This window comes from Bradyrhizobium sp. 1(2017) (assembly GCF_011602485.2).
Taxonomy (GTDB): domain Bacteria; phylum Pseudomonadota; class Alphaproteobacteria; order Rhizobiales; family Xanthobacteraceae; genus Bradyrhizobium.
The window spans coordinates 911,276-924,618 of record NZ_CP050022.2; the positions used below are offsets into that span (position 1 = coordinate 911,276).

Sequence of the window (13,343 nt, forward strand, 5' to 3'; positions counted from 1 at the left end):
GAGCCTCAGGCTTCCTTGAAACGGTAGCCGACGCCGTAGAGCGTCTCGATCATCTCGAACTCGTTGTCGACCACCTTGAACTTCTTGCGCAGCCGCTTGATGTGGCTGTCGATGGTGCGGTCGTCAACATAGACCTGATCGTCGTAGGCGGCGTCCATCAGCGCATTGCGGCTCTTCACCACGCCGGGCCGGGTCGCGAGCGCCTGCAGGATCAGGAATTCGGTGACGGTCAGCGTCACGGGCTCATTCTTCCAGGTGCAGGTATGCCGTTCCGGATCCATGCGCAAAAGGCCGCGGTCGAGCGCCTTGGCATCGTTCTCCTTCGGCGCGACGGTCGGGTCCTTCGGCGCGGAGCGGCGCAGCACCGCCTTGACGCGCTCGACCAGAAGGCGCTGCGAGAACGGTTTACGGATGAAGTCGTCGGCGCCCATCTTGAGGCCGAACAGTTCGTCGATCTCTTCGTCCTTGGAGGTCAGGAAGATCACCGGCAGGTCGGATTTCTGCCTGAGACGGCGCAGCGTCTCCATGCCGTCCATGCGCGGCATCTTGATGTCGAGGATGGCGAGATCGGGTTGGGTGGTGCGGAAGCCGTCCAGCGCGGAGGCGCCGTCGGTGTAAGTCATGATGCGGTAGCCTTCGGCTTCCAGCGCGATCGAGACGGATGTGAGAATGTTGCGGTCGTCGTCGACCAAAGCGATTGTGGGCATGAGCCTCTGCTTTCTGCTTTCCGTTTGGGTCGTGGCTTGAAACGGCGAGCAATTCAGTGATGCGCCGCATACATGGGTGCCGAACTGGCTTTCAAACTTGGTTACCGAGCAATGCAAGCTGGGCTGAAGTGTGACCAAGTTCCACGAAACACGGCAGATTCGCCGCATCTCGACCCATAACCTGGCCCCCGTTTACCCGAAAAAAGGCCCCCCTTGCAACCACCTGACCCGAGAAAGCCGATGCAACCGACCACCGATTTCGACCCCGGAACACTCGCCAAATCGCTGCTGCGACGGTCGCGGCAGGGGGCCCTGGCCACCCTGATGGCCGGCAGCGGCGATCCCTATTGTTCCCTGGTCAATCTGGCGAGCCATCCCGACGGCTCGCCGATCCTGCTGATCTCGCGCCTTGCCGTGCACACCAGGAACATCCTGGCGGACAGCCGGGTCTCCCTGATGCTGGACGAGCGCGCCGCCGGCGACCCCTTGGAAGGCGCCCGGATCATGCTGTCCGGCCGGGCGGAGCAGGCCGACGCCGACAAGGACCTGCTCCGGCGGCGGTATCTCAATGCCCATCCCTCCGCAGAAGACTTTGTTTCGTTTAAGGATTTCGCCTTCTTCCGGATCCGGCCCACCGGGACCCATCTGGTTGCGGGTTTCGGCCGGATCGTCGATCTCAAGCCCGAGCAGTTTCTCACGGACCTCGCCGGGGCCGAGGACCTGCTGGCGGCGGAAGAGGGCGCCGTGGCGCACATGAATGCCGACCATCGCGACGCCATGAACCTCTATGCGACGCAGCTCCTTGGCGCAGCCGCGGGCGATTGGCGCTGCACCGGCTGCGATCCGGAAGGCCTCGACATGCAGCTGGATCAGTCCGCGCTGCGGCTGGACTTTCCGGAGCGGGTGATGGACGGCACCTCACTGCGCAAGATGCTGGTCCGGTTCGCTGGTGAGGCGCGCAAGAAGATGGACCAGGGCGCAACACTTTGAACGCCGCCGCCCATCGCTGCGACCCAAGATCGTAATCGGTCTGGCGGCGGCAGCGAGAGTGTTCATGGCAAGATGGAATCGGCTGGCGCTGGTCGCAGGTCTCGCGCTCGCGGCGAGCACATTCCTGCCCGCGGCCGCTCTCGCCCAGAACGGCAATCTTGCGGCGCAGAGCGCCAGGATCAACGAGCTCAGCAAAGCCGGCAAATATTCGGAAGCCCTGCCGCTCGCACAGGCGATGGTTGCAAGCCTCGAGAAGAGCGATAATGGCCGCGATCTCGCCGGTGCGCTCAACAATCTCGGTCAGATCCATGCCGGCCAGGGCCGCGACGATCTGGCCGAGCCGCTCTACAAGCGCGCGATCGCATTGCTGGAAAAGTCGCTGGGCCTCGACACGCCCCTGGTGGCGGCCGAGCTGACAAATCTCGCGGCGCTGTATCAGCGGCAGGGCCGCTTCGCCGAGGCCGAGCCGCTGTTCAGGCGCGCGCTTGCGGTTCGTGAAAAGAGCCTGTCGCGTGAGCATCCGGACGTCGGCCAGGCCCTCAACAATCTGGCCACGCTCTACGTCAAGCAGGAGCACTTTGCCGAGGCCGAGCCGCTGTTCCGGCGGGCGCTCGCGATCTATCAGAAGGCCGCCGGGCCCGAACATCCCGCGGTCGCGACCGTGCTGAACAACATCGGTCAGGTCGATCGCGACCTCAAGCGCGACGCCGATGCCGAGGCGCCGATCAAGCGCTCGCTCGCGATCCGCGAGAAGGTGTTGGGGCCGGAGCATCCCGACGTCGCCCGCTCGCTGAACAATCTTGCCGGTCTCTATCAGCACCAGCAGCGCTATGCCGAGGCCGAGCCGCTGTATCGCCGCGCGCTGGCGATCCGCGAGCGCGCATTCGGACCCGATCACCCCGACGTCGCGATCTCGACCAGCAATTTCGCCTCCTTCCTCCAGGTGTCGGGGCGGACGGCCGAGGCCTTGCCGCTCGCGGACAGGACGCTCGCCAACAATCGTGCGCAGTTGCGCGTGGTGCTGCCGATCCTGTTTTCCGCGCGACAGCAGCATCTCCTGGCGGACGACAAGGCGCTGGACGAGGCGCTGGCGGCGATCCAGCGCGGCACGCAATCCTCCGCCGCCTCCGCCGTGAACAAGCTCGCGGTGCGGCTGGCCGCCGGCAGCGACCGGCTTGCCGAGCTCGTGCGCAAGGATCAGGATCTCGCCGCCGAGTCCGAAGCGCTCGACAAGGCGATCATTGCTGCGGTCTCGAAACCATCTGCCCAGCGCGACGCGAACGCTGAGCAGCGCAGCCGCGCGCGGATCGCGGGAATCGCGAACCAGCGCAGCGGATTGCAGAAGACCCTCGCCGTCGAATTTCCCGACTATGCCTCGCTCTCCAACCCACTGCCGCTGGCGGTCAAGGACATTCAGGCCTTGTTGTCGGCCGACGAGGCGATGGTGGTCTATTCCGTCGTCGACAAGCAGAGTTACGTCATCGCGATCACGCGCGAGGGCGTCGACTGGAGGGAGATCCCGCTCGGCGCGGATGCGGTGACGCAGAAGGTCACTTCCTTCCGCAAGGGGCTCGATGTCGGCAAGGCGCGCGATGCGTCCGGCAAAGCCGGATTGTTCGACCTCGGGCTCGCCAACGACCTCTATGTCGCGCTGCTCGGCCCGGTCGAGGCGCTGACGAAGGACAAGCGCAATTTGCTGGTGGTGCCGTCGGCGGCGCTGACCGCATTGCCGTTTCATCTGCTGGTCACAGAGAAGCCGCAGGCTGCGATCCCCGACAAGCTCGAAGGCTATCGCAGCGCCGCCTGGCTGTTGCGGCGTCAGGCCGTGTCGGTGTTGCCGTCGGTGATCAGCCTGAAATCGCTGCGCGCCTTCGCGCGGAGGGATCACAGCGTCAAGCCGATGACGGGTTTCGGCGATCCCGTGTTCAACCCGGCGCTGGAAGGGCCGGCCGAGCGTCGTGCTGCGAACGGCAAGGTCGCGGCGCGCAGCATCGCCACCGCCGCCTACACCGATTTCTGGCGCGGCGCCGGCGTCGATCGCGCCCGGCTGGCGCAGGCGCTGCCGCAGTTGCCGGATACTGCGGACGAGCTGAACGCGGTGGCGAGGGATGTCGGCGCCGCCGAGGCCGACATCCATCTCGGCCGCGATGCCAGTGAAACGACGCTCAAGCGTGCAGCGCTTGCTCAATACGGCATCATCTACTTTGCCACGCACGGCCTCGTCGCCGGCGACATCAAGGGACTGGGCGAACCTTCGCTTGCGCTCTCCATTCCCGATCAGCCATCGGACCTCGACGACGGCCTTCTCACCGCGAGCGAAGTCGCCCAGCTCAAGCTCAATGCGGATTGGGTGGTGCTGTCGGCCTGCAACACCATCGCGGGCGACAAGCCCGGCGCTGAGGCCCTGTCGGGCCTGGCGCGCTCGTTCTTCTATGCCGGCGCCCGCGCGCTCCTGGTCTCGCACTGGGCGGTGGATTCGGAAGCGGCCACGCGCCTGACCACGACGACGTTCGAGCTGCTCAAGAACCAACCGAAGATCGGTCGCGCCGAAGCCTTGCGCCGCGCGATGCTGACTTATCTCGACGACGCCTCGTCACCGCGCAATGCATATCCCGCGATGTGGGCGCCGTTCGCGCTTATCGGCGAAGGTGAGGTAAGATAAGAAGCGCGTCCGGCATTGTGCGTCGCAATAACCGGGAGTAACGCTCAAACATGCATTTGGTTGCGCGATCATTCGTGCTTTTTCGATGTGGCCGCTCAGGGCTGACATGCGCGACGTTTGGCGCGGTCTTTGAATAAACCAAATCCTACGGGATCAGCTTGGCAACGCCAGCGTTCATCAGTATTAGGTCGTTCCAGCTGAGGCCGGAACGGCGCATTAATCACGGTGACCGCGACGGCGCCAAACTTGATCGCGCTGAGTGTCGCGGGTTCTAGGAGGATTTTTTCGTGCAAGAGACGGGCGTGCGCAACGGTGCCTTCGGCGCCGACAAATTTGGCTTAAAGAAGCTCAAGCAGGTTCACTGGAACCTCGGTGCGCCGCAACTCTATCAATACTCGCTCTCGTCGGGTGAGGCGGTGCTGTCCGCCGACGGCGCACTCTGCGCCGACACCGGCGAGTTCACCGGCCGCAGCCCGAAGGACAAGTTCACGGTGCGTGACGCCACCACCGACACGAAGATGTGGTGGGCCGGCAACCAATCGATCACCGCGGAGCAGTTCGAGACGCTCTACCAGGATTTCCTCAAGCACGCCGAAGGCAAGCGCCTGTTCGCGCAGGACCTCTATGGCGGCGCCGATCCGGCCTACCGGATCAAGACGCGCGTCTTCACCGAGCTCGCCTGGCATTCGCTGTTCATCCGCACGCTTCTGATCCGCCCCGAGGCGATCGAGCTGTCGACGTTCGTGCCGGAGCTCACCATCATCGACATGCCGAGCTTCCGTGCCGATCCCAAACGTCATGGCTGCCGTTCGGAGAACGTCGTCGCAATCGACTTCGCCCGCAAGATCGTCCTGATCGGCGGGTCTTATTATGCCGGCGAGATGAAGAAGTCGGTCTTCACCACGCTGAACTACTATCTGCCCGAGCGCGGCGTGATGCCGATGCACTGCTCGGCCAATGTCGGCGCCAAGGGCGACGCCGCGATCTTCTTCGGCCTGTCGGGCACCGGCAAGACCACGCTGTCGGCCGATCCGAACCGCACGCTGATCGGTGACGACGAGCACGGCTGGGGCCCGAACGGCATCTTCAATTTCGAAGGCGGCTGCTATGCCAAGTGCATCAAGCTGTCCAAGGAAGCCGAGCCCGAGATCTTTGCTGCATCCACGCGCTTCGGCGCCGTGCTCGAGAACTGCGTGCTCGACGAGGACACCCGCGTGGTGGACTTTGACGATGGTTCCAAGACCGAGAACACGCGCTCGGCCTATCCGCTCGACTTCATCCCGAACGCCTCGCCCACCGGCCGCGCGCCGCAACCGAAGAACGTGGTGATGCTCGCCGCCGACGCCTTCGGCGTGCTGCCCCCGATCGCAAAGCTCTCGCCGGCGCAGGCGATGTATCACTTCCTCTCGGGCTACACCGCCAAGGTCGCGGGCACCGAGCGCGGTCTCGGCAACGAGCCGCAGCCGGAATTCTCGACGTGCTTCGGCTCGCCCTTTCTGCCGCTCGATCCATCCGTCTACGGCAACATGCTGCGCGACCTCATTGCCCAGCACAATGTCGACTGCTGGCTGGTCAACACCGGCTGGACCGGCGGCAAGTATGGTGTCGGCTCGCGCATGCCGATCAAGGTGACGCGCGCGCTGCTCACCGCCGCGCTCGACGGCTCGCTTCGCAACGTCGAATTCCGCACCGACAAATATTTCGGCTTCGCGGTCCCGACCGCGCTGCCGGGTGTGCCGGCTGAGATCCTCAACCCGGTCAACACCTGGAAGGATAAGGACGAGTTCGACAAGACCGCCCGTGCGCTGGTCGGCATGTTCCAGAAGAACTTTGCCAAGTTCGAAGCCCAGGTCGACGCTGAAGTGCGCGCGGCTGCACCGGACGTGAAGCTGGCGGCGGAGTGAGCTTCTTCGCTTGAAATGCAAAAGGGCGGCCGCGAGGCCGCCCTTTTTGTTTGTAGCCGTGAGCGCGAACCACACACTCAGTGTCGTCCCGGCGCAGGCCGGGACCCATACCGCGTGATCTATCGAGGGAATGCTGTGCGGGTACCGGCGAAGAAGAATAACGACGAGTCTTCGCCAAACTTCTCCCGTGGTTATGGGTTCCGGCCTTCGCCGGCACGACATTGGGGTGGGGCCTTAGGCCTTGAAATAGGCGATCTGGGTCGTCGTCGCGAGCAGCCGTCCGTTCGGGGACCAGAGCTCGCCGTTCTGGTCGGCGTAGCTCCTGTGCATGATCTTCGAGTCCGCCGTCGCGAGCACGCGCGTGATGTCTTCAGTCGCGAGCTCTTCGCTGCCGGTGTGGAAATAGGTCGTCAGCGACACCGTGCCGAACGGCACCAGCTCGCGCCGCGCGTGGAAGATGCGGCCGAAGAAGGCGTCCGACATCGACATCAGCGACAGCATGTCGAGCTTGCGCGGCGTGCGGTCGCTGATCCAGATTTTTGAATAGGTGCTGGCAAGCTCGGCCTGCGGCGGGCCGATCCGCATCTCGCCCTCGATGAAGCGGAATTCGTACTGGTTGGCCCACGACGCCGAGATCTTCGGGAACGGCAGCGTCTCTTCGAACGGCTTGGCGTCCGGGCACTGCGCCACCCTGTGCTCCCAGGACGGCCGGCGCTCGGCGAACACGGCGGTGGCGAGCGTCGCGACCTCGCCCCCGCCCTGGCTGAGCTCGACGCTCCAATGCTGGCTGGAGCGGTTGGCCTTCACCAGCCGCACGTCGAGATCGAACGGACCCTTGGCGATCGGCGCGCAGTAATTGACGGTGAGCGCGAGCGGATCGCCGGCGCGTTCCGGATGGTCGATCAGCGCGCGCAAAATGGTCGCCGCTGTGGCGCCGCCGAACGGGCCGACAAAGGCCCAGTAATCGTCGCTGGTGTGCCCCTGCCAGCTGGAGTCGCCCGCGGTGATGCGGGTGGCGTCGTCGAACGGGTGCGGGAGCTTGGCGTGCATTGTTGGTCCTCGATGGCCCGCCGTCATTGCGAGCGCAGCGAAGCAGTCCAGACTGTCTCCGCGGAAAGAACCTGGATTGCTTCGCTGCGTTCGCAATGACGACGTTCGGCGTTACAGCGTCCGTCTCACTAACGCCGCTGTGGGAATGATGACAATCATATCATCATCCGTTGCGCCTGATGCAATAACCTCGCAGGTAACGCCGATTTCACGTCGCGGAAAATCAGCCCGCGGCGTCGCGCAGGTTCGGCAGCAGCGGCGTGGTCGGATTGACCGGCACGTTCCAGATTTCCTCGGCATATTCGCGGATGGTGCGATCCGAGGAGAACCACGCCATACGCGCGACGTTGAGGATGGAGGCGCGCGTCCAGGCCGGCGAGACCAGCCAGCGCGCGTCGACCGCACGCTGGGCCTCGTAATAGGAGTCGAAATCGGCGCTAACCATGTAATGGTCGAGATGGCGCAGCGCGTGCGCGATGGATTCGAAGCGGCCGGGATCGCCGGGCGAGAATTCGCCGGTCCCGATCGCATTGATGGCGCGCTGGAGCTTCGGCGAATTCCGGATGATGTCGGAGGCATCCAGCCCCTGCTTGCGACGGATCATCACGTCGCCGGCCTCCAGGCCGAAGATCGCGATGTTCTCCGCGCCGACATGGTCGCGTATCTCGATATTGGCGCCGTCGAGCGTGCCGATGGTGATGGCGCCGTTCAGCGCCAGCTTCATGTTGCCCGTGCCGGAAGCTTCCATGCCGGCGGTGGAGATCTGCTCGGAGAGGTCGGCCGCGGGGATGATCACTTCGGCGAGGCTGACATTGTAGTCGGGAAGGAAGGCGACCTTCAGTTTGCCGCCGATCGCGGGATCGTTGTTGACGACCTCGGCCACATCGTTGATCAGCTTGATGATCAGCTTGGCGTATTTGTAGCTCGCCGCGGCCTTGCCGGCGAAGATCTTCACCCGCGGCACCCAATTGCCGTTGGGATCGTCCTTGATCGCCTGGTACAGCGCGACGGTCTCGATGACGTTGAGGAGCTGGCGCTTGTATTCGTGGATGCGCTTGATCTGCACGTCGAACAGCGCGCCGGGATCGACCTTGATGCCGAGCCGCTCGCCGATCAGCCGCGCCAGCGCCGCCTTGTTGGCGTGCTTGACGGCCCGGAATTTCTTCTGAAATTCGGCGTCGCTGGCACGGGCCTCGATCAGGCTGAGCTGGGTCGGATCGTCGAGTACGGCCTCGCCGCAGGTCTCGCGTAACAGGTCGGTCAGCTTCGGGTTCGCCAGCATCAGCCAGCGGCGGAAGGTGATGCCGTTGGTCTTGTTGGTGATTCGGCCGGGATAGAGATGGTTGAGATCGTGGAACACGGTCTCGCGCATGAGGTCGGAGTGCATCGCCGAGACGCCGTTGATGCGGTGCGAGCCGACGAAGGCGAGCTGCCCCATGCGCACGCGGCGGCCGCTCTTCTCGTCGATCAGCGAGACCGAGGCACGGAAGTCGATGTCGCCGGGGCAGCGCGCCTCAGCGAGCGCCAGATGCTGCACGTTGATGCGGTAGATGATCTCCAGATGCCGCGGCAACAGCCGCTCGAACAGCTCGACCGGCCAGGTCTCGAGCGCCTCGGGCAGCAGCGTGTGGTTGGTGTAGGAGAGCGTGGCGACCGTGATCTTCCAGGCCTCGTCCCAGCGGAAATTGTGGAGGTCGACGAGGATCCGCATCAACTCGGTGACGGCGAGGCTCGGATGGGTGTCGTTGAGCTGCACCGCGACCTTGCTGGCGAGGCTGCGCAGCTGGCCGTCCGAGCCGAGGTGGCGCTTCACCAGATCCTGGAGCGAGGCCGAGACGAAGAAATATTCCTGGCGCAGCCGCAGCTCGCGGCCCGCCGGGCTTTCGTCGTTCGGATAGAGGAATTTGCAGATCGCCTCCGCGCGCGACTGTTCGGCGCTGGCGCTGACATAATCGCCCCTGTTGAAGGCATCGAGCTTCAGCGGATCGGGCGAGCGCGCCGACCACAGGCGGAGCGCGTTGACGTGCTGGCCGCGCCAGCCGACGATCGGCGTGTCGTAGGCGATCGCCTGCACGGTCTCGCCGGGATGCCAGATCGCGCGGTCGCGGCCCTTGTCGTCGACATGCTCGACGCTGCCGCCGAAATTGATGTCGTAGATCACCTCGGGCCGCTGCAATTCCCAGGGGTTGCCGAAGCTCAGCCATTCGTCCGGATATTCCTGCTGCCAGCCCTGATTGATGATCTGGCGGAACAGGCCGTAATCGTAGCGGATGCCGTAGCCGATCGCGGGGATCGACAGCGTCGCCATGCTCTCCATGAAGCAGGCGGCGAGGCGGCCGAGGCCGCCATTGCCGAGCGCCGCGTCCGGCTCGCATTTGCGCAGCTCGGGCAGCGAGACGCCGAGATCGCCGAGCGCGACCTCGAAGATCTTGAGCAGGCCCATGTTGTTGAGCGCGTCGGTGAAGAGGCGGCCGATCAGGAATTCGAGCGAAAGATAATAGACGCGCTTGCGCCCTGCGTCGTAACTGTGCTTCTCGGCCGTGAGCCAGCGGTGCACGATGCGGTCGCGCAGCGCCAGCGCCGCGGCCTGGTACCAGTCGTGCTTGGTTGCCATGCCCGCGTCCTTGCCGATGGCAAGGCGCAGCTTCGCCAGGATCGCGCCCTTGATCTCAGCCAGCGCGAGCTCGTCGACGGGCTGGCCGGGGGCGGGAAAATTTGGCTGGAACGATTGATCTTGCAAGGCCTTCACTTCCTGGTCGACTGAACACTGAACCCTACGCGTCTTGCTCCTGCACCGGAACCGTCACAGGCGCGGCCGTGCACTGCGCTGGCGTAAATTTATGCAAGGACCGGGCCGGTTTGGGAACCCGGGCGAGCACGGAGAAACGTGGATTTGCTGCTAGAATGGGGGCCAATTCAGCCATCACTGTGGAGGAGACCTCTGATGAGGCTGCTGATCGAAATGGCCGCCGCGACCTTTCTCATCGTCTGCATCTCCGCCTCCAGCGCGGCGCTTGCCGCAGGCAAGACCGGCCGCAGCGCCGACGGCCTCAGCTGCGGCTTCACTGTTCCGCAGAATGCATCCCCCGCAGCCCGCTGCGCCGCCATCAAGCGTCAATGCGCCGGCAAGTTTTATGCGAGCGCGTGCGGGGACAAGCTGATGTCGGCGGCGAGGTGAGGGGGGTGATGCTATGAAATTCGGGGATGCGTTGCGGCATGCTCTCACCACATCGTCGTCCTGGCGAAAGCCAGGACCCATTACCCCGGCTGTCGGATGAGGCCCGATCGGTCGTTCCAGTCAGGATTTTCCTGCTCGATCAGCTTGATCTTCCAGTCGCGCTTCCAGAACTTCAGTTGCTTCTCGCGTGCAATGGCTTCTTGCGGTGTCGCAAAGGCTTCGACGTGAACGAGGCGAAAGATCTTGTATCGGTGGACGAACTTGGACCCGCGACCTGAACGGTGCAATTCAAGTCGTGCGCGGACGTCGTTAGTGACGCCAATATAGATCGCGCCGTGATGGCGGATCGCGAGGATGTAGACGTAGTATGTGGCTGCGCTCGTGTGGCTCAAGCCCGCAAAGCAACGCTGACCGGGGTAATGGGTCCTGGCCTTCGCCAGGACGACGCTCTCAACAACCAGCCCTACAGCATCAGAACAAATTAAGAACACTTTAGCAAGTCTTTGATATATCATTGTGATTCGGCACTGCGCCGACACAACATCTAGCGCCCGTCAGACTTTGCGAGGACTACATGTCCACCATTGCGTTCGATCAGTTTGCCCTCACCCGGATCGCCGATTTCGCGCGGTCGCTGTCACGGCTGCATCGGGCGGCGCGGCGGCAGCGGATCGACGACGACCAGTTCGACCGCGAGTTCAACGCGGTCTGCCAGTCGATCTGGGGCTACACCATCGACGACATCAGCGACGAGCTGTTCTCGATTGCCGACCATCTGTTCCTCGACACGCTGGACGAAGCGCATGCGCGCATCTTCGCGGCCGAGCAGGGCTATGACCTCGTTGACGAGACGGGCATGCTGACGGACTGGTGGGGCTTCTGCTGGATGATCCTGGCCGAGAAGCGCGGCCTGTTGACGCCGGACAACCGCGCCGCGGCGCGCGCGGCGATCGAGGAGAAATACCTGGCGGCGCCGAACGTGATCGGGGTGATCATCGGGCGGTGAGTTTTCGTGCCCCGAACAAAGCGCAGCGCGCCAAGCGATGCGCTGCAGAGCCGGGGCCCAGAAAGGCTGGGTCCCGGCTCTGCGTCGCGTTACTTCGTGCCGCGCCGCGTCCGGGACACGAAACTGAGCTAATCCAGTCCCGCGCGCTTGGCCGGCTTTTGTGTCTTCGGCACCGCCACGTCAGGCAGCGGCTCGCGCACGATCTCGGCCGCGGGCGGGGCATCCGCGGAGACCGTCTCGGCGCGCACCGGGGCCACCTTCATCTCGCCGAGCCGGGCCCGGACCTGCGCGGTGAGCCCGGGATAGGAAGCGACCGGGGTGAAGTCCGCAGCCTGGTCGTTGCCGACGCGGATGCCGGTATAGGCCACGAGGCCGTCGGAGGTGGCGATCACGTCGCCGGCCTTCAGCGAGGAATCCAGCGCCAGATCGACCGGGGCGAGGCCGACGGGGTCGCGGCCGTTGCAGGTGCAGTCCGCGCGCAGCGCTTTGCGATAGGCGAACGCGTTCTCGCTGTCGGCGTAGCGTTCCCCGGTCTGCGACGCGGCGCCTTCGATCGAGGAGCCGAAATAGACCTTCGTCGCGGTGGCAGGACAGAACGCCTGACACATCTGCGCCGGCGAGACGAGCCCGCGCATCAGCGGAAAATATTTCCCGTCGCAGCTGCGCACGCAGAAGGCCGGGCCGGAGCCGCCGGCCGCCGCCGAACGGCTCGGCGGCACATACTGCTGCTGGCCGGTGACGGGATCGACGTAGGAGTTCTGTTGCGGCACCTCGCGCTGGGGGCGCTGTTGCTGCAGCCCGCCGAAGAGGAAGTCGAACAGGCCTTCAGCCGAAACCGGGGCCGGCGCCGCAAGCAGCGGAGCTGCAAGGGTGGCGGCCACAAGTATCGCGCGACGCCGCGCATGGGACGAGATGGTACGCAATGCTCACTCCACCCGACGCTACTGAACCGGCTGGAACCGCCCGGGTCGCAGCACATGGTTCACCATAAAGTGGGATGGTAAATGAGCCGTTGAGCGGAGGCGGTTTCAAGTCGAGGCCGTGACCTCTTTAAGGCCGGGCACAGCTTTCGACGGATGGTTGCTTCCGGGCTACACAAGGGCAAGACGGCGGAGAAGTTTTGCCACCTCAGGCCTTCAAGAACTCCGACGCCTTGTACAGCGAGCGGAACGGCAGGCCGGCCGCACCGAATGTATCGGTGGCGCCTTCCTCGCGGTCGACCATGGTCAGCACCAGCACCACTTCGGCCCCGGTCTCGCGCACGGATTCCACCGCCTTCATCGCCGAGCCGCCGGTGGTGGTGACGTCCTCGACGATCACGACGCGCTTGCCCGCCAGCGTCTCGCCCTTGGGCAGGCCCTCGATCGCGAGCTTGGCGCCGTGCTCCTTCGGCTTCTTGCGGACGAAGAAGGCCGCGATCGGATGACCCTTGATCCAGGAGATCTGCGCCAGCGCGCCGGCCAGCGGCACCGCGCCCATCTCGAGCCCGCCGATGAAATCGAGCTGGTCGTCCTTCAGCGCCTCGTAGGTGAGCTCGGCGAGCAGGGTCGCGCCCTCGGGGTCGAGCATGGTCGGCTTGAGGTTGAAGTAGAAATCGCTCTTGCGGCCGGACGCGAGCGTCACCTCGCCGCGGCCGAAGGAGCGCCGGCGGATGATTTCGAACAGGCGGGCGCGGGAGGCTGATTTCGACACGGCGGTCCCTCGAACAGCGTTTTTGGAGGAGGCGGAATTTATCCGCGACGGGCGCGACATTCCAGAGGGGGCGTCTCCCGTCAACAGGGATCGGCCATCCCGGTCCGCCGGTTGTGGGGGTGCAACTTTCTGGAGTAGGTGAAGGCCGAACCTG

Annotated in this window: 11 protein-coding genes; 5 read left to right on the forward strand and 6 right to left on the reverse strand. The window is 64.6% G+C overall.

The features are described from left to right. Positions 1 to 5: 5 nt before the first annotated feature. On the reverse strand, positions 6 to 707 hold the full coding sequence (locus tag HAP40_RS04255) for a response regulator transcription factor (protein ID WP_008542552.1): 702 nt from the start codon (positions 705 to 707) through the stop codon (positions 6 to 8). Between the two features lie 240 nt (positions 708 to 947). Here HAP40_RS04255 and HAP40_RS04260 point away from each other — a divergent pair, with 240 nt between their 5' ends. From HAP40_RS04260 to HAP40_RS04270, 3 genes are all read left to right on the forward strand, one after another. Continuing rightward, complete coding sequence (locus HAP40_RS04260) at positions 948 to 1,697, forward strand: HugZ family protein (RefSeq protein ID WP_166818960.1); 750 nt, start codon at positions 948 to 950, stop codon at positions 1,695 to 1,697. Between the two features lie 64 nt (positions 1,698 to 1,761). Continuing rightward, positions 1,762 to 4,359: a CHAT domain-containing tetratricopeptide repeat protein gene (locus HAP40_RS04265; protein WP_166818959.1), complete on the forward strand. Its 2,598-nt coding sequence runs from the start codon at positions 1,762 to 1,764 to the stop codon at positions 4,357 to 4,359. Between the two features lie 287 nt (positions 4,360 to 4,646). After that, complete coding sequence (locus tag HAP40_RS04270) at positions 4,647 to 6,263, forward strand: phosphoenolpyruvate carboxykinase (RefSeq protein WP_166818958.1); 1,617 nt, start codon at positions 4,647 to 4,649, stop codon at positions 6,261 to 6,263. Between the two features lie 234 nt (positions 6,264 to 6,497). Here the strand turns inward: HAP40_RS04270 and HAP40_RS04275 are convergent, their stop codons facing one another. After that, on the reverse strand, positions 6,498 to 7,313 hold the full coding sequence (locus HAP40_RS04275; protein WP_166818957.1) for an acyl-CoA thioesterase: 816 nt from the start codon (positions 7,311 to 7,313) through the stop codon (positions 6,498 to 6,500). Positions 7,314 to 7,536: 223 nt separating this feature from the next. Then, a complete protein-coding gene (locus HAP40_RS04280; protein WP_166818956.1) occupies positions 7,537 to 10,053 on the reverse strand; it encodes a glycogen/starch/alpha-glucan phosphorylase in 2,517 nt (838 codons plus the stop codon). Between the two features lie 204 nt (positions 10,054 to 10,257). Here HAP40_RS04280 and HAP40_RS04285 point away from each other — a divergent pair, with 204 nt between their 5' ends. Beyond that, the gene (locus HAP40_RS04285; protein WP_166818955.1) at positions 10,258 to 10,491 is read left to right on the forward strand and encodes a hypothetical protein; all 234 of its coding nucleotides are present in this window, start codon (positions 10,258 to 10,260) and stop codon (positions 10,489 to 10,491) included. Between the two features lie 80 nt (positions 10,492 to 10,571). Here the strand turns inward: HAP40_RS04285 and HAP40_RS04290 are convergent, their stop codons facing one another. Further along, a complete protein-coding gene (locus HAP40_RS04290) occupies positions 10,572 to 10,883 on the reverse strand; it encodes a GIY-YIG nuclease family protein (RefSeq protein WP_246741379.1) in 312 nt (103 codons plus the stop codon). 182 nt (positions 10,884 to 11,065) lie between these two features. On the opposite strand from HAP40_RS04290, the gene HAP40_RS04295 reads away from it, so the two are divergent. Then, positions 11,066 to 11,497, forward strand: a complete 432-nt coding sequence (locus HAP40_RS04295) for a hypothetical protein (RefSeq protein WP_166818953.1) — start codon at positions 11,066 to 11,068, stop codon at positions 11,495 to 11,497. Between the two features lie 128 nt (positions 11,498 to 11,625). On the opposite strand, the gene HAP40_RS04300 is transcribed toward HAP40_RS04295, so the two are convergent. Together HAP40_RS04300 and pyrE are read right to left on the reverse strand one after the other, a co-directional pair. Further along, entirely contained in the window at positions 11,626 to 12,420 is a 795-nt protein-coding gene (locus HAP40_RS04300; RefSeq protein WP_246741175.1) for a DUF2865 domain-containing protein, read from the reverse strand. Between the two features lie 205 nt (positions 12,421 to 12,625). After that, positions 12,626 to 13,189: an orotate phosphoribosyltransferase gene (gene pyrE / locus HAP40_RS04305; RefSeq protein ID WP_018647906.1), complete on the reverse strand. Its 564-nt coding sequence runs from the start codon at positions 13,187 to 13,189 to the stop codon at positions 12,626 to 12,628. Positions 13,190 to 13,343: the final 154 nt, after the last annotated feature.

Coding starts and splice junctions, on each gene's coding strand:
- HAP40_RS04260 (WP_166818960.1), top strand. CDS start 948: ATGCAACCGACCACCGATTTCGACCCCGGAACACTCGCCAAATCGCTG.
- HAP40_RS04295 (WP_166818953.1), top strand. CDS start 11,066: ATGTCCACCATTGCGTTCGATCAGTTTGCCCTCACCCGGATCGCCGAT.
- HAP40_RS04275 (WP_166818957.1), bottom strand. CDS start 7,313: ATGCACGCCAAGCTCCCGCACCCGTTCGACGACGCCACCCGCATCACC.
- HAP40_RS04285 (WP_166818955.1), top strand. CDS start 10,258: ATGAGGCTGCTGATCGAAATGGCCGCCGCGACCTTTCTCATCGTCTGC.
- HAP40_RS04265 (WP_166818959.1), top strand. CDS start 1,762: ATGGCAAGATGGAATCGGCTGGCGCTGGTCGCAGGTCTCGCGCTCGCG.
- HAP40_RS04255 (WP_008542552.1), bottom strand. CDS start 707: ATGCCCACAATCGCTTTGGTCGACGACGACCGCAACATTCTCACATCC.